General features: G+C 35.6%; 19 protein-coding genes and 1 pseudogene. 2 read left to right on the top strand and 18 right to left on the bottom strand.

What is annotated here, in order from left to right; all coding sequences use genetic code 11:
- Positions 1-217: 217 nt before the first annotated feature.
- From AC3CH7_RS10700 to AC3CH7_RS10755, 12 genes and pseudogenes are all read right to left on the bottom strand, one after another.
- A complete protein-coding gene (locus tag AC3CH7_RS10700) occupies positions 218-1,519 on the bottom strand; it encodes a hypothetical protein (RefSeq protein WP_012295110.1) in 1,302 nt (433 codons plus the stop codon).
- A 144-nt stretch (positions 1,520-1,663) separates the two neighbouring features.
- Positions 1,664-4,534, bottom strand: coding sequence for a hypothetical protein (locus AC3CH7_RS10705; protein WP_012295111.1), 2,871 nt, complete (start codon positions 4,532-4,534; stop codon positions 1,664-1,666).
- A gap of 241 nt (positions 4,535-4,775) precedes the next feature.
- Positions 4,776-7,112 carry an ATP-binding protein gene (locus AC3CH7_RS10710; RefSeq protein WP_099805276.1) on the bottom strand — a complete coding sequence of 779 codons (2,337 nt, stop codon included), beginning with the start codon at positions 7,110-7,112 and terminating at the stop codon, positions 4,776-4,778.
- Entirely contained in the window at positions 7,103-7,261 is a 159-nt protein-coding gene (gene comX / locus AC3CH7_RS10715; protein ID WP_031417376.1) for a competence pheromone ComX, read from the bottom strand. The genes AC3CH7_RS10710 and comX overlap by 10 nt, the downstream gene beginning before the upstream one ends.
- Before the next feature lie 261 nt (positions 7,262-7,522).
- Positions 7,523-7,897, bottom strand: a complete 375-nt coding sequence (locus tag AC3CH7_RS10720; RefSeq protein ID WP_012295114.1) for an SMI1/KNR4 family protein — start codon at positions 7,895-7,897, stop codon at positions 7,523-7,525.
- A 26-nt stretch (positions 7,898-7,923) separates the two neighbouring features.
- A complete protein-coding gene (locus AC3CH7_RS10725; RefSeq protein WP_012295115.1) occupies positions 7,924-8,871 on the bottom strand; it encodes an ADP-ribosylglycohydrolase family protein in 948 nt (315 codons plus the stop codon).
- 492 nt (positions 8,872-9,363) lie between these two features.
- Entirely contained in the window at positions 9,364-9,711 is a 348-nt protein-coding gene (locus tag AC3CH7_RS10730; RefSeq protein WP_200990496.1) for a response regulator, read from the bottom strand.
- A 355-nt stretch (positions 9,712-10,066) separates the two neighbouring features.
- A pseudogene (locus tag AC3CH7_RS10735) lies at positions 10,067-10,601 on the bottom strand (RNA 2'-phosphotransferase).
- 39 nt (positions 10,602-10,640) lie between these two features.
- Complete coding sequence (locus AC3CH7_RS10740; RefSeq protein ID WP_200990497.1) at positions 10,641-11,066, bottom strand: hypothetical protein; 426 nt, start codon at positions 11,064-11,066, stop codon at positions 10,641-10,643.
- A 508-nt stretch (positions 11,067-11,574) separates the two neighbouring features.
- A complete protein-coding gene (locus AC3CH7_RS10745; protein ID WP_488381736.1) occupies positions 11,575-12,255 on the bottom strand; it encodes an RHS repeat domain-containing protein in 681 nt (226 codons plus the stop codon).
- Positions 12,227-12,649: a hypothetical protein gene (locus tag AC3CH7_RS10750; protein ID WP_488381737.1), complete on the bottom strand. Its 423-nt coding sequence runs from the start codon at positions 12,647-12,649 to the stop codon at positions 12,227-12,229. The genes AC3CH7_RS10745 and AC3CH7_RS10750 overlap by 29 nt, the downstream gene beginning before the upstream one ends.
- 64 nt (positions 12,650-12,713) lie before the next feature.
- The gene (locus AC3CH7_RS10755) at positions 12,714-13,067 is read right to left on the bottom strand and encodes an RHS repeat domain-containing protein (RefSeq protein WP_488381738.1); all 354 of its coding nucleotides are present in this window, start codon (positions 13,065-13,067) and stop codon (positions 12,714-12,716) included.
- A gap of 175 nt (positions 13,068-13,242) precedes the next feature.
- Here AC3CH7_RS10755 and AC3CH7_RS10760 point away from each other — a divergent pair, with 175 nt between their 5' ends.
- Positions 13,243-13,779 (top strand): hypothetical protein, encoded by a 537-nt coding sequence (locus tag AC3CH7_RS10760; RefSeq protein WP_488381739.1) that lies wholly within the window; start codon positions 13,243-13,245, stop codon positions 13,777-13,779.
- 75 nt (positions 13,780-13,854) lie between these two features.
- Here AC3CH7_RS10760 and AC3CH7_RS10765 read toward each other — a convergent pair whose 3' ends face one another.
- Entirely contained in the window at positions 13,855-14,394 is a 540-nt protein-coding gene (locus AC3CH7_RS10765; protein WP_488381740.1) for a hypothetical protein, read from the bottom strand.
- A gap of 30 nt (positions 14,395-14,424) precedes the next feature.
- Positions 14,425-14,598, bottom strand: coding sequence for a hypothetical protein (locus tag AC3CH7_RS10770; RefSeq protein WP_281487054.1), 174 nt, complete (start codon positions 14,596-14,598; stop codon positions 14,425-14,427).
- 234 nt (positions 14,599-14,832) lie between these two features.
- Here AC3CH7_RS10770 and AC3CH7_RS10775 point away from each other — a divergent pair, with 234 nt between their 5' ends.
- Entirely contained in the window at positions 14,833-15,000 is a 168-nt protein-coding gene (locus AC3CH7_RS10775; RefSeq protein WP_447402431.1) for a hypothetical protein, read from the top strand.
- Between the two features lie 567 nt (positions 15,001-15,567).
- On the opposite strand, the gene AC3CH7_RS10780 is transcribed toward AC3CH7_RS10775, so the two are convergent.
- The 4 genes from AC3CH7_RS10780 to AC3CH7_RS10795 all read right to left on the bottom strand — a co-directional run bounded on the left by AC3CH7_RS10780 (position 15,568) and on the right by AC3CH7_RS10795 (position 22,561).
- Positions 15,568-16,014 (bottom strand): hypothetical protein, encoded by a 447-nt coding sequence (locus AC3CH7_RS10780; protein WP_281487051.1) that lies wholly within the window; start codon positions 16,012-16,014, stop codon positions 15,568-15,570.
- Positions 16,015-16,033: 19 nt separating this feature from the next.
- Positions 16,034-21,550 carry a DUF6531 domain-containing protein gene (locus AC3CH7_RS10785; protein WP_488381741.1) on the bottom strand — a complete coding sequence of 1,839 codons (5,517 nt, stop codon included), beginning with the start codon at positions 21,548-21,550 and terminating at the stop codon, positions 16,034-16,036.
- Between the two features lie 29 nt (positions 21,551-21,579).
- The gene (locus AC3CH7_RS10790; protein WP_051891603.1) at positions 21,580-21,978 is read right to left on the bottom strand and encodes a DUF4280 domain-containing protein; all 399 of its coding nucleotides are present in this window, start codon (positions 21,976-21,978) and stop codon (positions 21,580-21,582) included.
- 85 nt (positions 21,979-22,063) lie between these two features.
- Positions 22,064-22,561 carry a serine protease gene (locus AC3CH7_RS10795; RefSeq protein ID WP_207889277.1) on the bottom strand — a complete coding sequence of 166 codons (498 nt, stop codon included), beginning with the start codon at positions 22,559-22,561 and terminating at the stop codon, positions 22,064-22,066.
- Positions 22,562-22,584: the final 23 nt, after the last annotated feature.

Raw genomic sequence — 22,584 nt, forward strand, 5'->3', positions numbered from 1 at the left:
ATATACCGACATTTTCGTTATATATTCGTATAATAATCAAAGTAGTCAAAAAATACAATATTTTTTTGAAAATTTCTAATAGATAATCGCATCCTTCACTATGAATGATTTCCTCAAAAAGCTCACAACTCATGAACTGACCTTTGTTTTCAATCCTAAAATTTGAGAAAAAAAAAATGCCCAAACCATGGGCTGGTTTGGAGCATCTTTTTAGTTTCTAGACAAGCTGATACATTTTTATTGGTCTACCACGCGTATGCTGTAACTCTTCACCACAAATTCTTGCTAAATCCACACTACATAAATCAGCAACAATACGCTGTGCGTTTCTTTCACTCATTTGAAGCTGTGTCGCTAAATCCTTTGTCGTAAAATGTTTCCAGCGCATTTTCTGCACAAGCGCATGGATTTTCATATACGTTTTAATACTAATATTACCCTTTTTTAGCTTTTCTAAAATATCAGGGTCTTCTGCTCGGTAAGAATAAGACAGTTCTTCTATATGTCCAACCGACTCAATAATCGTACCATCATCCTGAATCATCACAATATCGACGGCCTCATTTTCTTTGGTCTGTCTAAGCCCACGATGAGCATGTAGCTCCGCATTGAATACGGTTTGCGCAAAACCAATACCTGCTGTTACTTTGGCCTCCATTTCAATTGATAGTTGATACATTTTTTCCTGTAGAAATTTAATTTGCCCTTCAATGGCTCCCCTTGTACTAAAAATTGTATATTTTCCATTCCCTTCTTCAATGAGGGAACCGTCAATTTGTTCACAAAGTTGCAGTAGATGTTCCTTGGTACGTAGCTCTAAATATTGAATACGATACCCTTGCTTCATACGTTCCTTTAAGGAATCGAAGTCCTTGATTTCAAGCATCACAGCACCAATTTGGGTTTCTTTATAGTAGGATGTTTTGATTTTTTCGGTAAACAGCTGGACTGTATGGTAAATCTCTGTTTTTGTAGGAGATACCCAATAGGAAGGAACCCCTCGACCTTTCAGCTCCTCATCTACGGAAGGATAGCAAGTGATAGCAAAATCAATCTTTCCCTCCTGCCAAAGAGTATAGTGGAAATCAAACAACTCTTTTGGATCAATCGCTACATCAAATTCCTTTAAATACATGTTATTCACATTTTTTTGGATCTCCGCTAAACCCTCTGAAGCCATTTGTGAGGGAGAAGGGATAAGGTCGATACTAACATTTTCAATAAACTTCTTTTGTCGATAGGATTGCTCTAAAAATCCTCTGTAAATAGCCGCCTCCGAAAAAATGATATGTGCCAATTTATCGTGCGAAACTGTTGTTTGACACGCTATCTTATAAGGGATGTAGCCAGAAAACAGCCAGAAATCCACATCTTGGTTATATGTCTCCACAAGATGCTTTGTCTCTGTCGCAATAGAATAAATATACGGAATAAATTCCATATCCTGTTCAATCTCTCTGGCTAAAGCGATAATTCTATTGACGGATTTGACAGGACCCACAACACCTATTTTATACATCTATTGTTCCTACCTTCTTTGTGAAACTACAATGGTTATGTAAAAAATTTCTTTACTCTTCTGTTCATAGTATAGCGGACAACCAATTTACTAGACAAATAAAAAAATTTATAAAGAAAAACCCCGAATTTCTCGGGGCTTACCTCATTTCATATCCTGTGGATACATGTTTTTATAAAGTAATTCTAATTTTTTGGAAAGCTTCCCATAAGCTGATTGCCAGGCCTTACGAGCCGCCTCGTCGCCATCCTCTTTGTATAATGCATGGACATCGGCAACCTTCTTCAAATCAGTTTCGGCTTGCGTAAGCTTCGAATAGTTTTTGATGATCTTTTTATCACTAGCGCTCAATGCATCATATGCCGTACGAATTTCTTTTACTTTACCCTCTAGATCAACTATATACTCACCATTGACGAGGAGAGAATTGATTGATTCAATTAATGTCAAAGCATTTTCATTCGTTTGTTGTTGACCTTGTTGCTTTTCGCTAATTAATTTTTGGATATCTGAATGAATAAGGCTCACTTGCTTAGACGTAAGCTTTTCAAAAGCCTTGATAACAGTACTTGGGTTAGCGCTAAACGATTTATCATAGGTCTTCATAAAGGACTCTACTTTTTTCACATCTGCGATGGCCGCTTTTAAAATATCATAATTGGTAATTAGCTTTTTATCACTTGAGCTTAAGCTACTGTATTGCTTAGAAAGTGTATTAATTTTATCTATTGACACTAAATATTGATCATTGGCAACAATCATAGCTATTTCATCATTCAATTGCTTTATATTTGGTGCATTTTCATCAATAATTTGATTCTTTAACAATGCTTCGTATTGCTCTTTTGCTAAATGCTGTTGATTAGCAGGTAATTTAGCATACGCTTTTTGCACAGACTCTATTTTTTTAGCTTGTTTAGCTGCATCTGTTTCTTCTTTAGCGGCTTGAATTTTTTTATAGAAAGATTTGACACCTGTAATATCCTTCTGAGCACCTGTTAGTAAATAGTTATTGGTTACATATTTTCTTGCACCAGATGACAGCTTTTTATAGGACTGCGCCGCCGTATCAACAGCTTTTTCTAATTGATTGAATGTAAATTTAGTGACATCCGCAAATTTGGCGATATCAGCTTTCAATGCCTCTGCCGCAGCTTTATCAGCAGGTACTTTCCCATCCACTGAAACTTTTGGCGTATTTAGTAAAAACTCTTCAGCATTATAGACAAGCGATTGCTGTAAAGACGTCAGTTTATTATAAGCTTTTAATGTATTCGTATAGCTTGAATTCAATTTACTTTCAGTTACACCCGTTACGCCAGAAAGCTTTTGATAAGCATCCATATCTTTTATGACTTTTTCAGCCGTTTTTAAATCCTTTTGTAAAGTAATAAGACTGTCATATCCCTCTATTTGTGCTGCTGATGCTTTTGTTAAGCTCTTATATTCTTTTACCATACGAGCCACATTATTGACATGACTTTGCCAAGAACTAGCAGATGGGTTTATTGGATAAATATCATCCCCAATATAGCTATCTATATCATTGTTTAATGTGGCAATTTGACTTTCTTCCGCACTCTCTGCTGTCGCTAAAAGCTGTCCGTACTTGTCTGGCACCAATTTTAATTGCTTATACGTTAATTTTTCATAGTTGGAACGAATAGACTTGGCAACCGTGACCTGCTTGTTCGGCGTATTATTGGATGATAATTTATCAAATGATTTAATAAATTGCTCCACTTTTTTAATATCTGCTTTAGCCTCATTAAGAATCGTTAGGTTTTGAATAGCGCCACGATAATTTTGGGATAATTTGGCGATATCTGCCTCAATCGTATTCACGACACCTTGCAAGGAATCCTTATCAGAAGGGACATATTGGGCAATACCATTTGTGTAGGTTAATAAATTAACGATGGCCAGATTAAGTCTTCTGACTTCTTTAATTTCCTCAAGATCATTTGGCTCATTTAAAAGGTTCTTAATGCTCGTATATAAAGCATCATTGACATCTAAGCTACGCTGTAATAAATCGAACTTATCGTATGCCGCTTCAATCTCCTTAATGTAGGTAGGCAAATCTTTGTCGTTAATTCCACCCACCTTGTCCACTTTTTCATTTAACTTATTGATAAGGTCCACATCTGCAAGTGCTCGTTTGAGGACAGCATAATTCGACACATTCCCTTTAGCTGGCTCTGATAAAGCCTGATACTTACTTTCTAATGCCTTAATTTTTTCTTCGAAAGACTTTATATCAGTAACATTGTATTTGTTATCATTCACTAATAGATTCTTAATATCATTTGTTAATGTATCTGTTGGTTCTTTTGATATAGAAATCACTTCAGAACGTGGAGATTCCACAAAAGAAGTGCCTACCTGAGCTTTGACTTTAACAATAATATCTTTGATGCCCTTTTCTATCGCATCTTTCGGTATGGTATAGGTGCTACCTGAAGCTCCCTCAATAATAGTAAAGGAATTTTCACCCTCACCTAGCTGATAAAACCATTGATAACTATATGTAATTTGACCACTTGTTAATGTCGCTCCTGCCTTATCCGTAACAGTAATACCTGCTACTTTCACCGTTTCGCCAGGTGCAACAAAATCTGAAGTTGAAAAACCCTCTAACGTTGGCGTTGTAATAGCAAGATTCAACGCATTAATGGTTCTTGGTTCACTTTGATATTTTTTTCCCTCAGTTGTAGTGGCTTCCACAAAAATAGTTTTACCCGCTGCTTCTACTGGCACCTTTAGCGAAGCAGAAGTAGCTCCTGCAATCGGTTTATTCGTGGACGTTTTTGAACCGTCTTCACTAGCCACCTTTTCTAGATAATACCATTGGTAGGCATTAACTATAGCATTATTGGGTAATTGATGAACCGTTAATGTTTCATTGACAATATTCTGCCCCGTGACCGTCACCGTTTCCTCTGCACTTGCAACAGCCGGTACAATAAGCGCTACGGGTAGTGCTGCTGCTGTTAAAAATAATTTTTTATTCAAATTAGTTGACCTCCTCAATCCTTCTATTGAATTATATCGGCCACATCTCCCTGATTTCCTTTATTCAGGGGAAAGAATTCAAAAAAGTGTATATTCTCCTGTATTCTTATCTCTACAATAACAATATTTTGATATTAGTTTATACTCAAAAAACAAAAGCCTTCTAATCCACATTCATAAAAAAACATGAAGAGATTAAAAGGTGAAAATTGTATTGGATATATGCCTTCTGTTCATCTACTTATCCTCGAATCATATAAGTAGGGCGGTTCAGCGTACTATACGCATAAGGATACGGATGTTGAGTTTCACTTACGCATATACGAATCATCATCCCTTCTCCTACCTTACTGTTTAATGTGAATTTCCCATTAAAAGCCTGAACCCTCTCTTGCATACCTTGAATGCCCATTGATTCGGCCAGCATAATGTCATCTAAATTACACCCTACCCCATCATCACTATACAAAACTTCAAAGCCTTCTTCCGTGCTTAATAAATAGATGGTAACGGTATTGGCATAGGAATGTTTTAACGCATTGTTTAATAATTCTTGAAACAGTCGATAAATCATTAAATTTAAACGCTCATCCTCTAAGTAAAGTCGATCTATAGTATATAACAATACAAAATTAGCCCGTTTTTGAATTTTTTGAATCAGCTTCTCAAGTGCAGCATTTAAGCCCAATGTATCTAACAAAGGGGGCTTTAAATTTTCACAGTATCCTCGTAAATCATTCAGAGAGGTAATCATATGCTCGTGGATCTTCCTCAGTTTAATGGGTATATTTTCTGAATCCTTCATGTGCATCAGGACATCCATTTCTCTGGCAATATGAAGCTGCTCCTGTAATATCGTATCATGAAGCTCTTGGGCTAACTGATACTTCTCCTCCTCAAAACGGAGCCAAAGTAATTTATTGAGCCAGGGCAGCTGACGATTATCTGCCTCTTTCATATGCTTTAACTGATCTAAGAGGTCCTCGACCATTTTAGTATTTTCAATAAAGTTATTTAAATATAACAGCAACAATTCCAGCCATAGCAATTCCTCATCCTTCAGATAAATAGATTTATTATGATCCACCACAAGGATTCTTTTATAATTTGCATCTTGATGAATAAAGGCTATATAGAAATGATCTGTCTTTTTAATATCCCCTAAAACTAATCGCTCAAGTAAAACCTCATCAATTTGATGTTGATTGTATTCCTTGGATTTGTTCGTTAATGTAACTTGGTGTGTTTGAAAATCATACGTGAGAACATAAACGCTCTCCATCTCAAGCTGGAGCACAACTTCCTGGACAAACTTCTCCAATAAATCCTCGATCTTCACAACTCTGCCTATACTATCGACGGTCGTATATAAGCGATGGATATAGTCACCTTTCGTAGAAAACAAAATCTTTCGCTTACGATAATCAACCCGCTCCTTAATGTAAAACAACGCCATTAAGGAAAGAAACGTAAAAAAGAATAGCTCCGTCATACGTGTAATCGATAAATCCGTCAATAAATACAAACCACCCAAAAGCCAAATGGTAAAAGCAAATGAGAAATTAAAGTAATAGCGTATTCTCGATATAAAGTACTCCATATCAAATATACGTTCTGTAAGTTGTGTGAACAAGAAGCTTAAAGGAATGAGCATGAGAAATAAAGAACATATATCAGCTTCTAATAATTGTTTATGAAATAGTATTTCAGGTAGTGCATAAAGAAATAAAAACGGCAAAAATGGAATGATAATACTACTTAACAATATTTTTAACTGGGGCGTTTTATATTTGATGTATCCTAATATTATTATTCCTAGAATCACCAGCAATAAAAAGAAAAAAAGGCTTAAAATAATGAACGAATTTTCAAAATGAGTAGAGGGATACAGATTGCTAAAGACACTTAATACCACACCTGCAATGGGAATCGTATAAAACAAATTAATTTTTTTAGTAAACAACCATTTTAAATCCATAAACTCAAAATATATTTTTAAAAAGTGTAATAGTATAACTAAACAAAGTAGCATACTGCTTCGATTGATTATTATTCCTAAAAGATTTAACCTAGCAGATGCTCCACTACTAACATAAGCTAATGAAACCGTTAAGATAAAAAGAATCAATAAATTTAAGAGAATTGTATTTTTTTGTTTATAATACAAATATAAAGTGATAAATAACGTAAGAAGGAAATAACAAAAAGGAACTATTAAAACATAAAAAAATTGTTCAGGTATATCATATAACTTAATATTTAGGTTTATAACAGCCCCATTATCTTTCATTATTGTCAATTCTCTAGCGGCACGAATTACAGGTTCGTACTTTAAATCACGGAGACTATCAATCTGTTTTCCATCAACTTCTAAAATAATATCGCCTTTTTTTATTTTATGTTTTTCAGCCCATTCTTTATAATATGGCTCTATTAAAATCCATTGTCCATTCTCGTTTTGAACATCCATACTTAAAATAGGCTTGCTGTATGTAACATTTAGTAAATAAAGCCCAATTACCAAATATGTACTTACAGCAAGCCAAAACCATTTTTTATAATTAAAATTTAATACCAAATTGTACTTTCTAAACATACATCTTCATCAAACGAATCCAAAATTGCCTTTTGTTCCAGTTCTGTTACACCAACAAGAGAAGCTTTCTTTTCTTTTAACAATGTTACCAACGACGGATTTTGCTCTAAATATTGAACCATGTTAATCATAAAATCGCTCCATTTCATTAGTTTTTTATAGTTACTATTATTATCCAATAAAACCTCCACACAAAGGAATTATTAACCATATTTGTAACTATAAATTGATTATACCATCATTCACCTACAATTCAACATAATTTTCTAAAAAATACAATAATATAATAGAATATGTAATGAATTTGCTTAGTTCTCCATAGTTTGACATAGAAAAAGCTTGCTCCTAATGCTAGGAACAAGCTTCTTCATTTTATACTTTTTCAATCCGTATTAACCTTCTTGTAGCCACCTGTTTAATTGGGAAGAGACCAATATAGCATGCTGCGGATTCATATCGCCAACATCCACAACAAAAACCTGACAAGCTTCTTTCTCTAACGCCATTAAAAAGACCATTCCGCCACCATCATCCCCTATGGCAACATAGCCTTTTGCATATTCACTCACTTCCCAAGTCTCATTTCTTTCCATTATTTCCTCGGTACCATATATTAAAACACCATTCGTAAGTGCAAAACCATTGGCCTCTTTCAGAACATTTTTATATTCTTGTGGAAGATGAATAGCCATCGTCTGTTCTATTAGCAGAATATCATGCTCACTTGCTGGAGGATTGCCAGTAACAATATTATGTAAAGGAGACATTTTGTCACCTCCTCTTTGAAGATTCTTCAATTCTTTACCAAACAAAACTCATAAAAAGCTTCGATTAAATCATCAATCTCTTGTTTTTTTACAATTGCGTTCAACCAATCAGCTGGAATTCCCTCCATATGATAGCACATACCCGCTAAAGCACCCGTTATTGCCGCTATAGTATCCGTATCTTCTCCTAAATTGACTGCCTTTAAAATAGCTTCTTTGAATGTAGCTGCATGACCAACACTCCATATGGCTGCCTCAAGTGAGTGGACAATATAACCACTTGAATAAATTTCGTCTTCAGAGATACGTAAAAAGTTCTCATCAAAGATTCTACTGTAGGCATTTAACTCTGTATGCAATTCACGCTGTAAATTATTTAGCAGCAAGTTATATACCTCATTTAATGCAAGCTCCAGTGAATTATTTCGATATAAACTTAATAATAACTCAATATAAATGATAGACCCTACTATTGAACGTGGATGACCATGCGTGATCATGGTATATTCCTGGACCAACGCTTTTCTTTTGTTAAAATCACCTTCATTCATCAATACAAACACTAAAGGTGCAATCCTCATCAGCGTTCCGTTGCCATTATCAAACTCGCCCGTTTTTCCACATTGCTCAGGCACAACTCCCTTTTTATAGCTTGACACAGCTTCAGCAGTCGTGATGCCAATATCAAACATTTCCCCAAAAGGTGTCAAATAGCCTTGCTCCATATATCGTACAAACTTATCCATTAAGCTTCCTGTATCGCCTTTTTCAATCATGTTTTCCACTAAACATAGCGTTAAAGAAGTATCATCTGACCATGTTCCCGGTGGTTGATTGTAAGTTCCATATCCTATCACATCTTCTACACGGAAAGTCCCCCGCTTCTTAAACTCGACAGGTACGCCCATCAAATCACCAACTATCCCACCATATAAAGTGGCAAACAATCGCTCTTTCATCTTTGCATCTACCATAGGATTACATGTCCCCCTTCTCTACCTAACATACTATAAAGTAGACTATAATTGCAGATGCGAATTTCCCCCATCTTCTGTCCTAACTTGATAGTAATGCCTCCGTTCTTGATATTTTTTCTTCAATTCTTCCCATTCTATGACTATCGTAACTAAATCTACTCGGCTTGCTTCATTGCCTATTAACCCTATAAAGAAAAGAGTAGCAATATAATCCGTAGGGATTAATGCCACTCCTTAGATGTTTGAATCCTATTGAGGTGTTTAAAACATATAACGTTTTATTGCTGAAATACACAACATTGTAAGAATCTTAATTATGACCTAGAATGAAATAGTTAACAATTATTCAATTGTCCCTACCCCAAAAGTATTAAATTTGCAGAGGGTTTTAGGCTAATATCATAGTGATTTCCTATTGGAGGCATTAAACTATATGATACTTTCCTTATCATTCAACCATGACAATTTCTCATCTACTATAAGCATATTTTAATCCCATCTCCTATTTGAAAATTGCTCGTAATAATTATCAATATCTTCCTGTCTTAGTATTTTCATATCGTAATAAAGACTATCAAGAATATTTTCAGCAATCTCTCCATCTTCTGCACTACCTATATTTTTTGCCAGAAGTTCTAACCCTGCTTTTATTAAATTCCTTATGTCTGGTTCAGACAGAGTACTATCATTATAAACTTGAATTATTAATTTTTTTATTTGTTCTTTGTTCTTTTTGTTTTCAATGAAATCTTCCTTTTCACTATTGAATTGCTTATTGTAGTAGTTCTTTAGAGAATTTCTAATTTTGTCGATTTCACTTCGATAATATATTTTCATAAAAATAATTTAACGACACCTTCCCTTTTTATGAATAATATAACACTTTTAGGTATTTCACCCTGTATTAGAACCTCAGCATCTTTAGTTGCAAATTTATATGCTGGATTTTTAAGAGGTTTACCTGTTTGGGGGTCAATTCCATTAGATACATCAAAAGTTTTGTTGGGGTCTAGCTTATCAGTATCAATAGCAATAATTGTACTTGAAGCCCTGAGACTCTTGGGCACCATTCAATGCTCTATAAACCGTTATATTACGACTAACAATAAAAACACATGCACATGGGTTAATACCATATACATGTGTTTTATTTCTCTGCTACATACTGTAGATCTCTGTACTGTACATATTTTTAGTAGCTGATAAAATCATACGATATAGCATCTGCTAACCATATCGTTTCATGCGCAAAATAAAATTTCACACCATTTTTATATGCATCTTCTGAATTGATTTTTAAAACTATAGGGGCAGTGTCTCTTCTTTTACCTACTAAAATAGCTGTATGAATGTCTTCAGATAAATAAACATATTGCCTTGTTTTTGGAACCAAGCCATTCTTTATTATTAAATCAAGAAAACGACGACTAGTTCCATGATAAAGTGTACTAGGTGGCTTCATTTCCTTTTTTTGAATTTTCATAGGAGTCGAATGCCATAAAATGCTCTTATTTTATCATCTAAAATTTCGTAACGCTTCTTTTCTGACTTCTCAATCATTTTTTTCAAATCATCAATCTCAATACGAGACCATTTATCAGATTTCTTAATGATTCTAACAATTGATCAACTGAAACCCACCCATTAGCATCTAATTCTAATTCATACTTTCCCGGAGAATGGCGTAGAGCATATGCCACCTCTTTACTAAGTTTATCATAATTCATTTATCTTACAGCTCCTTGAAGCCTTAAATTCAACCTCTTTTAATTGCTTTTATCCATTTTTTCATCAGCTATTCTAAGTCCATCTAGCAAAATAAGATTGTATTCTTGAGCAACAATTTCAAAAACTTCATCATAACATTCAAGAAAATAATGCTTATATCCCTTTTCAACCAGTGACTCTTGCTGATTCAAAAAGTCGGAATCAATCACTTCACAAAAACAAGTATCCAATATATTTTCATTAAAATAATCAAGAGCACAAAGTCCAAATTTGACTACATTTTTAAAAATGAAAGAAATATCAATGTATCGTTCTTCTGTCGAAATATTTGATGCCAACTCTGTTGCTAAATTTAATGAAATTTCAACTTCGCTTGGAAATCGATCCATATTGAACTTTTTTAAAATCAACGCATCTCTAGCATCTATTACACCAATTGTTGTATCTATAAATTTGGTTTTCATAATGCCCTCCATTTCTTCACCTAAGGGCAACGAATTTCAATTGTCCTACCGGCTGTCTTAGTGCTAAATCGTCTATTTAAATTAATATTCCCTAAATTTCCTTTAGTCGCCCATACGGAATTCACCTTTGAATTAGCCTCTCTAGCAGCATGTAGCCTTCTATTCTCTACCTTGAAAACATCGTTCGCTCCTGCCCTTTGCTTTAATAATCTATCTTGAACTTTCGACGGAAGATCTGCTAATTTCACAAGTCTTATTGGTTCTACCTGTTTATTATAGTTTGGATTATTTTTTAACTGTTCTATCATAACATTGGGGCTAGAATTATCGCCAAAATTTGCACCAATAGTATCTTGGTTAAAGAATATCCAGATAATCTAGTCACATGGGTATTTATGATGGGTTAATATCTTTAGCTAAAATCACGAGTGAAGGTAATTATAGTATTATTAGCGATTATCTCGGAACGCCTGTAGAGACCTATGATGAAGAAGGAAATCTAGTTTGATCAGCGGAACTTGACATTTATGGAAGAGTAAGAGATTATTTCAGATTTGTTCTGTGACTCAACTTGATTTTCTAGTTCAGCTGAATCAATCTCTGAGAAATACTCATGTAGGACAGTATTCCCATCCCACACGAATCTCATTATTTTTTCATCAGAACTCTTCTCTATTCGCCTACCTAATGAATCATATTTGAAAGTAACTTCCGTATTATCTGGCTTAATGCCCCTCGACATCATGCCATTACCATAGTACTCGTACTTCCACGTATCACCATTCTTTTCAACTTTCTCTACGAGATTTCCTTCTTCATCATAAGTGAAATTGGCATCTTGTGTTTCTAGTAGTCTACTACCTGCGCCATAGATACGATCTTTTTTGTCTTTTGTTTCATATAGATTCCCAACATCATCGACGCTACGATATAAGAAGTTGAATTGACGACTGTCTTGATTGGCCCATACGAGGTTACTAAATTCGTCGTAACCATACGTCACGTTAGTCCAATAAAACATTATGTCTTTAGATTTTGGTAAATCACTGTACCATTTTAAAAGTCCTGGGCTTAAAATTGGGAGTTTGAAAATTTTTCTTAATTCCTGTTTTGTTTCTGTAGATGTTCCTAAACATTTTATCTTATTGGCATTATCCAGCTTAGAAATTGAACGAGCTAGGTACTTCATCGTTTTTTACAGCTCCCTTCACTGTTATATCTATCATTGCTTGGCGATCAAGTAGTAGCATTGGTATAACTTCCTCTATGCCTCTCTCTCCATATAAATGTTCATTGTATCCTCCACCATGTTTAGCATTAGGTAAAAATCTAATATTTCTTGGATCCCCCTTCCAAGCATTCCCTAAAGCACCGTTTTTATGATTAGTAATATGATGCCCTGTATAACCACTCACTTTTCCACGGCTTTTTAGTTCTTCTATTTCTGCTTCATTCCAAGGGTGAGTTCCATGCCCTGTTTTTCCAACCAAATTTTTTTCTAATTCCCAACCACGTTCTATCCCTTGATAATACGATCCATTTATTGGTGTTACTTTTGTAGGTTTATACATAATTAAGTTCAATTCTGATAAATTCACACCTGGTAGCATTTGAAATTTTTGGGCTAAACCAAATGTATCAATTGAATTATTTGGGTTCCCGACATAACCTTACAACGAGGATTCCCACCCACAATTCCAATCGGGTCAACCTGCGTATATAGTATCGGAATCGGTTATAATACAAGCCTATTTCAATATCTTCATACTGCCCTTGATATCTAAATGGGATGAAATGTTTCTCACCCGTAAACTCTTTTACTCGTCCATACACATCAAACTCAGCCGACCAAACCTTATGACCTTGTTCATCATAGGCTTCTACAGGTGTTCCTATATAATCACTAATAATACTGTAGCTACCTTCACTCGTTATCTTAGCTGAAGGGACAAACCCATCATTGAATACCCATGTCACTTTCGGCATCTGGCTGTGAAGCATTCTCCACTGAATTTTCCAATGTATTAGAATTATCCTGTGAGAAATACTCATGCAGAATCGTATTGACATCCCATACGAATTCGTCAAAGCAGCTCGACAAATATTATCCATAAAATTGTGATTATCTAATATTCATATGGTAAAATTAAACAAAAAACATTGGAGGAATAATAAAATGATGCCTTTTGAAGAGAACATGAGAGTTTGGAATGACACCTTAGAGGAAATTAGTCATCCTATTTATAAATCTATTTTAAATAACTTTCATACAGATATGATTCAAGAAATTTCCTTTAACATCAAAGCTGGTATTGTCCAAAAGGATTTCGATTCAATTATGAATTATTCATTAAAATACATTTTACAATCTCTTTTCATTCAAATTAAAAAGTCAAAAGAATTCGAATTAATGGAATTAGTTTTTGAAGATAAAGTATGCGATGAGTTTGAAAAGCTTTTTCTTATGGATGCTATTGATATTTCTTACCATATAGATGATTTTATAACCGAGGAAGAAATGGAGGAAGAAGGTATTAGTGTGGACGACTTAGATAACTTTCTTAATATCATTGTGAATTTTAATGAAAAGCAGTTTGCAATATTAAAACTTACTAACTCTGTCTGTGAGCTAGGAGAATTAGCTTTTTTGAATCTAGACACTTCAGATACATTCATTAACGGGAATCATTATAGTGACTATGAAGAGAAATAATTCTCTTCATAGCACTGAGGAAATTCATATTATGAAATAAGAGTATGTTTAAAATATGCTATTCATTTATTAGAGTCAAAGTCCTGTCCCTACTTTCATAAAACGCAATCCATTAATTCCATTTTTTTCAATAAAATATTTAAAATTTTGTATACAGAAATAAAAGTTGTTAATTCTAATATCTCTAAAAATAGTTTCATTTTCTATTTTTTCTAAATTAAATGTAATGTTTTCACCTCGCAACATTGCAAGAGATTCTTGCATATCTAAACCATCAAAATTAATTGCTGTTAAAACATTTGTTATATTTATATATATATAATCCTCTGTAATACCTTTGATTTTTATGGGGAGAGTTTCTATAATTTCTGAAAATTCATCAATAAAAAACTTTTCAAATTTCTTTTTTACTATTAATGTAGCTCCATAACAACGTGAATCAAAATCTAACAATTTTCCTCTATTCAGTTTATCTTCTGAAATACCAAATATCTCTTCGTTCCAATCCAGAGTAATTTTTTGCCCTGTAAAAGTTGAAAAAATACGAACATAGTCCTTATTTAAAAAGGTTAAATCTTTAAAATCATCATCATTTACAAATCTATATACATTCATTTACAAAACTCCCTTTACCAAATTTTAACGTTAAATAATAAATCCGTCCGTCCTAATATTTTCTAGCTCGGCTAATACTGCTTCTTTTGCTTTTGCTCCACCAAAATGCTCTGCAGCCTCCAACCTATCAGCAACATTTCTAAAATAATCTTTAGTATGGATTATTCTATGATAAGCACCAGGTTGTATACTATTTGGATCCATGTTTTAAATAAATCCCATTATCTGCACTATTGACATCAATCTTATGCCTTTCTAGAATATCCCTAGCTCTTTATTAGTTTCACTAGCATCGCTAGGTTCATGCCACTTATGCAGAATCGTATTGCCATCCCATACGAATTCGTCAAAGCAGCTCGACAAATATTATCCATAAAATTGTGATTATCTAATATTCATATGGTAAAATTAAACAAAAAATATTGGAGGAATAATAAAATGATGCCTTTTGAAGAGAACATGAGAGTTTGGAATGACACCTTAGAGGAAATTAGTCATCCTATTTATAAATCTATTTTAAATAACTTTCATACAGATATGATTCAAGAAATTTCCTTTAACATCAAAGCTGGTATTGTCCAAAAGGATTTAGTGTGGACGACTTAGATAACTTTCTTAATATCATTGTGAATTTTAATGAAAAGCAGTTTGCAATATTAAAACTTACTAACTCTGTCTGTGAGCTAGGAGAATTAGCTTTTTTGAATCTAGACACTTCAGATACATTCATTGATGCGAATCATTATAGTGACTATGAAGAGAAATAATTCTCTTCATAGCATATTAGATAATATAAAAAAACATTGTAATACCTACAATTCAACGAATTCCTGTCGTTGGGTAATTCCCTCTTTGACAAACAGTACTCCTTTTATCTTTTCTTCTTTACATGCTTTTATAAATAATTCATCAACAATGATATTCCCTGTATATTCTTTCATTCTAACAATATGATGCCCTTCTAAAGAATGGGGAACATATTTAGTTTGATTGGTCCGTCTAGTAAGGATTTTAATAATGGTCTATACTCCGATTTCTCGATATCTAAACAACGTACTAGATTTAATTTATTCATTACAAAAAACAATTCATTTCACCAGTGTTTGTAGGTGTTATTACTGAAGAAATCCACTGAATCTCATCCTAATTGCTCAATCAACTTCTTAGGGAAGATTAAAATAATTCTTTTAAAGAATATGAAGAAGATGCCACTAGTTCAATATAACTGTCATATCCTTTAACAATATAATGTTTCAAATTTAACCTATTTCTGGGATCGTACTTCATTATATTTTTCTGTAAATATTCTGAATCTACCACTTCATAAAATCCTGAATCCGGATGACGAAATCTTTCTTCATCTTTCTCCAAATGATCTTCAATGGACACTTCCTCAGAAATACAAAAACCATTATAATTGGATTCATCGAAATTTAACGTTACGCATTTAACTTCAGCTACAATTGAAAAAATAATTTCTATGCTAACACATGTATTGTCTATACTCTTTAATGGTATAGCACCAACTTCAATTTTTACGCCACCTGATTCTGTATACACTAACTCTAAATCAGTAGTAGATATTTTGAAATTAAAATTTACTGGCTTTAAAGTGATCATCTTAATACCTCCCAATTTTTTAGCCTAGACAATTTGTAACATTCTTAACAAGACCAGAACCGTCTTTATTCTTTGTTATAGATATTGTTTTAGATGGTGGTCTATTTTTTATATCAGCGACTAGATGACTAGGAACTTTATCATATGGAACAAAGATTGCGTGTTCTGGAAATTTGCCTCCTTCAGCCAATGTAGCCAATCCTCTATTATTTAATGTTACTACTTTACCTGTTGCAGGATCGATTGTATATGAAATTAAAAACTCATTAGGATTGATTCTACCGAGACTAATATCTTTGGCAACATCAAGTATTGGCCTACCAACAATCGAGTCATTAGCTTGGGATCCAATTGTACTAAAATTAGGTGCTATTCTATTTTGACCAAAATGTATATCTCTTGGAAATGGGGTTATTTCACCAAATTCAAAAGGGTCAAAACTACTTAAACCTAGCGGATCAACCGTAATATTAGGATTCCCAACATACCCATACAATGTTGGGTTATTTCCTGCTAGTCCAATTGGATCAGATTGGGTATATATACCCTCACTTGCTGAATAATAACGGAATCGATTATAGTAGAGTCCAGTTTCTTTATCTTCATACTGTCCTTGATAACGGAATGGAATAAAATCTCTTTCCCCAATGAAATGTTTAACTCGTCCATAAATATCAAGCTCACAAGACCAAATTTGCTTTCCTTGTACATCATATGCTTCAACAGGGGTACCAAGGTAATCTCTGATAATACTAAAAACACCTTCTCTTGTGATTTTAGCTATCGGAGTAAATGACTTATTATCGTATATCCATGTTATAAAGGATTTATACATATATGATAAATCTTCTGAAGTTCTATTCCACTCATGCAGAATCGTATTGCCATCCCATACAAAATGAGTCGCCTTATCCTCAGAACGCTTCTCTATCCGTCTACCTAGTGAATCATACTTGAAAGTAACTTCTGTGAGATCAGGACGAATGACCTTCGACATCATCCCATTGCCATAATACTCATACTTCCACGTATCACCATTCTTTTCGACTTTCTCTACGAGATTTCCTTCTTCGTCATAGGAGAATTTGGCATCTTGTGTTTCTAATAATCTACTGCCTGCGCCATAGATACGATCTTTTTTATCTTTTGTTTCATATAGATTCCCGACATCATCGACACTGCGGTATAAGAAATCAAATTGACGACTGTCTTGATTGGCCCATACGAGATTACTAAATTCGTCATAGCCGTATGTCACTTTTACACCTGTTAGCTCGTTGACCATGCTGCGTAATTGGTGATTCACATCCCAATTATACACGCGTCTTCGCGTATCGCGGTTTTGACTACTTACGCGATGGTGTGTCGGTCTACCAGTTATATCATATTGCCATTTACTAATGACATCCCCTGGTAGGGTTCTTTCAATCTCTTGTCCGAGTTCATTGTACTGCATCGAGGCTGTCCACTGAGCTTGCTCAGAGCGAGAAGCTGTCATTTGCAAGACATTGCCCAGCTCATTACGTGTGACATCGATTTTGGCACCGAGGCTACTTGTCATTTGGGAGCGATTGCCTAATTCATCGTAGCTACTCGCAATCCACTGGTCATTTTGCCATTCCTTGATCACTTGTCCAGATGAATCTCGTTCTAGCTTGACGGTTACATGCTCGTTTTCCGTTTCTAGTAGCGAACCGTTTTTGTCATAGGCAAACGTTTCCCAAGTGCCATCATAGTAATCTGATCGAATGACATTTCCTAGCGCATCGTGCTGATACGCTGTCCAACGATTTCCTGGCCGTTGAATCCGTTGCACGAATCCTGCTAGGCTTCGCTCATACACTTTTTCCATGCTATCAAAGCCGTTTTCCTTGATAATATTGCCTTTGGTATCGCGTTCAAAGGTGTATGCTTCGCCTTTTTCATTGATCACAGCGGTTAATTGCTCCTCTGTATCGTAGGTAAATTGTACTTTCTTGCCACCTTGCTTTCGAGACGTTAGGCTACCAAGAATCGTGTAATCAAAGGCAACTTGCGTATGGTTATCCTTCGCAAAAATAATATCGTCATAGGCATTGTACTTTAATTGAACGTCGTTACCATCTGAAAGGTTGGCTCGTACAAGGCGATTTAAATGGTCATAACGGAACTTCTCTGTGGCCCCTAGTGGATTGGTCGTGCTAATGCAGTTACCTCGACGATCATATGTCCAGGTTGAACTTGTCCCGTCTGGCAATGTCACTTGACTCAAGTTCAGATCAGCATCATACGCTAAGCTTACCATATGACCCTGCGCATTTGTCACTGTCTCAATCAAACGATGCTCATTATAGGAAAATTCAGTCTTTGTACCATCTTCTAAAATCGTTGCCTGTAATGTCCCGTCTTCATTATAAATCCACTGACGACTGCCACCCTCTGGATCAACTGCCTGAATCAATCGATCCTTGTCATCATGCTGAGAGGATAATGTACTGCCATCTGCAAGCGTCATCTTTATTGGGTTTGCCCACTCATCATAGCTGAATGTTGTCACACGCCCATCTTCATCCACTTCTTGCAGTAATTCAAAGTCCTCATTATAGTCATAGCTGATCTCACTACCATCTGGATGAACAATTTTTGTACAGAGGTTATCTTCATTAAAATAATAATAGCTTTTATGGCCTAAGCTATTCGTAATTTCGTTATAGCCCTCGTGATATGTAAGCTCACCCGCAAGGACATTGCCATCTCCCCATGTTTTAATAACGCGTGCACCTGTTGTTGGACCATCATAGCGCCAGAAGAAGCTATTTTTATTGCGGTCTATTTTTTGCATCATTAAGTGATTGACATACTGGATATATGTACTTTGTCCTAATGCATCTTGGATTTCGATTAAATCTTGAACATCATTGTAAACATAGCGGACTAACACTTCACGACTCATTTGATTGCGTAAAGCAACTTCCGTCATTCTGCCCGCTTCATTGGTCGTAACGTCTAGTACGCGCCCTACGCTATCTGTTACTTGCGATAAGAAGCCTTTTGGGTTATAGGCAAATTGAATATGGTGGTCTTGCTCATTTCTTACTTCTTTTAATCGGTATGTCGTCTCTGTTGTTTGTTCAAATACATAAAGCAAGCGTGTATCATGCTCAAATAAATGATATTCCTTACCTGTATTTTTTAGGGTCATTCTATCTTTTTTATTAAAATATGGCAAATTTATTGGTAAAACTGGAAACCCTACTGCGCGACCATCTGTCACCACAATCCCAATCATATCTTCTTCTTCAAATATCTCTAAGGCTAAATCGTATGTAAAGTGCATACCATGACCTGACAAACCAACTCGACTACTATCACTGTACCAAGCACGTTCCCATGATAGTGGGATAGGTCCAGGTAGTTCAAAGTCGACACCTTCATAAATCATACGCCCTGTGATTAAATCAACCGGTTCAAAGCCTTTTTTACAGAATTTATCACTTAATCCTTTTGTACAATTAAATTTCTTTAATACCCCATGATTAAATTTCGTCAGCTCTGTTTTAGCCATAGCCTTCATACCGTCTACTGCCTTTGAAACAGCTAGCACTTCATCCATCGAGGCAATAACTTTATCCGCGGCTGTCTTCACACCTTTAGAGCCTTTGTTCGCAAGTGCCGAAACTGTATCTAACGTTTGTGATACTTTTGTATAAGCCGCTTTCATTCCTTTTACTGCTTTTGAGGCATCCACTGCCTTATCCGCAGCCTTGGCGGTTTTACTGGCTGCCTCTGCTACTTTTGCGGCTTTATTGACCTTGTAAGCAGTTTTTGCTGCATCGCCCACTATTGGAACTGCGCCCACTAAGTTCATGGCTGCTCCCATATAGTCTCCTCTTGCCAAGCTAATACCTGCATTCGCAATATCTGCAATGGTCCCGATACCTGGAATAAATCCAGCGACATCTAACGCTAAACTAACATTATCAAGCAACTTACTAAAGAAGCCTTTTTTCTCTTTCTTCTGCTCTGCTTTTTGTGGGAAAATGACGTCCACTTTTGTTGTAGCTTCGATTGCTTCTTCATTTAGCTTAGGTGGTTGGCTTTGCTTCTCCGTACCCTCTTGATCTATAAGTGTACTAATTAACTGTGTGTCAGCTGCAAGGATTACATGACTTTGCTCCTTCGCTGAAATAGCAATCCATTCCTCCGCCTCTACAGATAGCTCTTTCATTCCACTCATTTCAAGTGTTTCATCTGCCGCTAGCATGATGGTACTGTTACTTTGAAATGTTACACCTTCCCCATCATCCATCTTAAGGTCCAAAACGCCATCTACTGCACTAAAGGTAATATCCCCAACACCTAATGTCATATCTTTTCCCGCGTTGGTCGCTAATGATTTCACGGTCGTGTCTGCCATTTTTTTCGTTTGTTTTTGTCCACCCTCAGGTGTGGCTGGATTGACACGTACCGAACTAATCACAATGGCATCTTCTTCCACAGCACTTGGAAAATGTAATTGGGCACGTGCACCTTTTTGCGGCATTAAATACATCACACCGTTAGCATCTGCTGAATAAGCAAACCAGTGCGCTTTTTCTTTCTCCTGTTTTTTATCGATATCTAAATGGATTTTAACGGTGTTTTGCGTGACATCAATAATCTTTCCTGTAAAAGCTGCCCCAATCAAATCTAAATTGCGTACCAATCGTTGGCGAATACTTTTCTCTGGTTGTGCAGTATATTGAAACTTTAATACACCATCATCAAGGTGGACTTCTCGAACTGTTATAATATAGGGCCTTCCCTTTAATTGCACCGAAGTGCCTAGCTCAAAGGCCTCTGTGCTTTCAAACTCACAAAATGTATAATCAGCTTCGCTTACATCCGAACCATCATTTTCTGTAATCAACCGATACGTATCTACATCCATACGTAATATGGAAGGAAGATGATCAATCGTTATGCTTTTCCTGCTTTGGGGTGTACCAAACCAGAATCGTGGACCCTTCCCTTTTAAATCAGGAAAAACAACCGCATGTAGATTGGAGGCCATTCTTTTAATAAATGCCCAATCCGTTTCCAAATATTGAATCGCAATATGACCAATGGTTTGACTATTAGAGGCATGATCAATGTAATCCCCATAAGGATAGGCCCCCACAATATTATCCATTAACTCCACATACGTCATATTCGCATCTTGAAAAGAACGTGAGCGCTTTTCAATATCCAGATTTGCTGTAAAAGATACTGCCTCTACTGTGACAGTGTGCACGCCTTGAGATGCCTGTAACTCTGCATTTTCAATTCTTCCTGAGAACAATATGCTCTTGTCTCGTCCAAATTTCACAACAATTTCATCTGTATGACTAACTCGCTGAATATACTTTTGCGCTTGCTCTTCAGCAATCATTCCGGTAAAGGACAACCTGGCATGATCATTACCTTTATGTTTTATTGTTAGCTTGTCTAAATGAATAAGTGGATAAGGCCATTCGACTACAAGATCCTCATATGTACTAATCATGTGGACTTCTTTTTCTCCTAGCGCTTTCATTACTTACCTCCTTTCAATCGATCTATTCTTTAAAAACCTTGTTTCGGTATTTCTAAGTCTTCTTGCCCGTCATGAACAATATCGATTTTGCCTCCGCCTGCAGAGCATTGCGTATGGCAACGATTAAGTAACGCTTGCTTGCCCTCGATATTGACATTTTCCATCCCTTCCATCCAGTCGATGGAGCATACAGGTGTACATGGTTTTTTCAACTTTAAGCAAACACCAAAGGTTGGGATGTTATCAGGGTTTCTATCACCAACATTCATAACTGCTTTCTCTTTAATATAAACGCCATGATCTTGCGGCAAATTTAAATAATTGAGGTGGCTACCATGCTCACAGGCAATGATTGCGCCATGTACTACATAACTAAATTGCTCTTGTTCCGAACCTTCTGTCTCCAAATTTTCTACAACTTGAGCCATTAAATATCCTTCCCTTCCTATCATTTGTGATAAATTTCCGCTTTAGCACTACATAGCAGCAATGGTTTGGAATGATTAAAATTACTTACTCTCTTTCCTGTCTTACTCGCTGCAACTGAATCCCAAGAAAGGGGCGTCGCAATATACTTTCTGCCACATCTAAATTAATGATTGTAAAAGCTTCCTTATGGCTTTCAACTTGAAAAATACAATCCAATTCCACTTTCTTGGGGTCTATCACTAGCTCTTTTATTCCTCCGTCAGGATAATAAGCGGTTTCATGAGAAATACAGTCCTTCTTCACTATATCCATAAGCCAATACACGCGCTGTGTCCCTTTCTTGACATCCGTAAAGACAATAGCTGTAAAACCTAAGTTATCCTCGTATTTCATTAACAGCGCTTTTAAATTATCAGACACGATTCTTCGAGGCTTGTCTAAATAATCTAGATATACCGCATTCCCTTTTTCTACCACTTCGCCGAATACAGAAGAACAGACAAAGTTTTCATCGAGGTCCGTTTTCAAAGGGATGATTGGATTGAGAATGCTTAGATCTTGCCGAAGAATAAAATATTCCATCTTTTCCTCCTGTATCTATCATT

This window comes from Lysinibacillus sp. F12 (genome assembly GCF_057773605.1).

Excerpts from the sequence above, each read along its gene's own strand:
- AC3CH7_RS10700 (WP_012295110.1), bottom strand. The coding sequence starts at position 1,519 with ATGTATAAAATAGGTGTTGTGGGTCCTGTCAAATCCGTCAATAGAATT.
- comX (WP_031417376.1), bottom strand. The coding sequence starts at position 7,261 with ATGATTAACATGGTTCAATATTTAGAGCAAAATCCGTCGTTGGTAACA.
- AC3CH7_RS10720 (WP_012295114.1), bottom strand. The coding sequence starts at position 7,897 with ATGTCTCCTTTACATAATATTGTTACTGGCAATCCTCCAGCAAGTGAG.
- AC3CH7_RS10725 (WP_012295115.1), bottom strand. The coding sequence starts at position 8,871 with ATGGTAGATGCAAAGATGAAAGAGCGATTGTTTGCCACTTTATATGGT.
- AC3CH7_RS10730 (WP_200990496.1), bottom strand. The coding sequence starts at position 9,711 with ATGAAAATATATTATCGAAGTGAAATCGACAAAATTAGAAATTCTCTA.
- AC3CH7_RS10740 (WP_200990497.1), bottom strand. The coding sequence starts at position 11,066 with ATGAAAACCAAATTTATAGATACAACAATTGGTGTAATAGATGCTAGA.
- AC3CH7_RS10745 (WP_488381736.1), bottom strand. The coding sequence starts at position 12,255 with ATGAAGTACCTAGCTCGTTCAATTTCTAAGCTGGATAATGCCAATAAG.
- AC3CH7_RS10755 (WP_488381738.1), bottom strand. The coding sequence starts at position 13,067 with ATGCTTCACAGCCAGATGCCGAAAGTGACATGGGTATTCAATGATGGG.
- AC3CH7_RS10760 (WP_488381739.1), top strand. The coding sequence starts at position 13,243 with ATGATGCCTTTTGAAGAGAACATGAGAGTTTGGAATGACACCTTAGAG.
- AC3CH7_RS10765 (WP_488381740.1), bottom strand. The coding sequence starts at position 14,394 with ATGAATGTATATAGATTTGTAAATGATGATGATTTTAAAGATTTAACC.
- AC3CH7_RS10770 (WP_281487054.1), bottom strand. The coding sequence starts at position 14,598 with ATGGATCCAAATAGTATACAACCTGGTGCTTATCATAGAATAATCCAT.
- AC3CH7_RS10775 (WP_447402431.1), top strand. The coding sequence starts at position 14,833 with ATGATGCCTTTTGAAGAGAACATGAGAGTTTGGAATGACACCTTAGAG.
- AC3CH7_RS10780 (WP_281487051.1), bottom strand. The coding sequence starts at position 16,014 with ATGATCACTTTAAAGCCAGTAAATTTTAATTTCAAAATATCTACTACT.
- AC3CH7_RS10785 (WP_488381741.1), bottom strand. The coding sequence starts at position 21,550 with ATGAAAGCGCTAGGAGAAAAAGAAGTCCACATGATTAGTACATATGAG.
- AC3CH7_RS10790 (WP_051891603.1), bottom strand. The coding sequence starts at position 21,978 with ATGGCTCAAGTTGTAGAAAATTTGGAGACAGAAGGTTCGGAACAAGAG.
- AC3CH7_RS10795 (WP_207889277.1), bottom strand. The coding sequence starts at position 22,561 with ATGGAATATTTTATTCTTCGGCAAGATCTAAGCATTCTCAATCCAATC.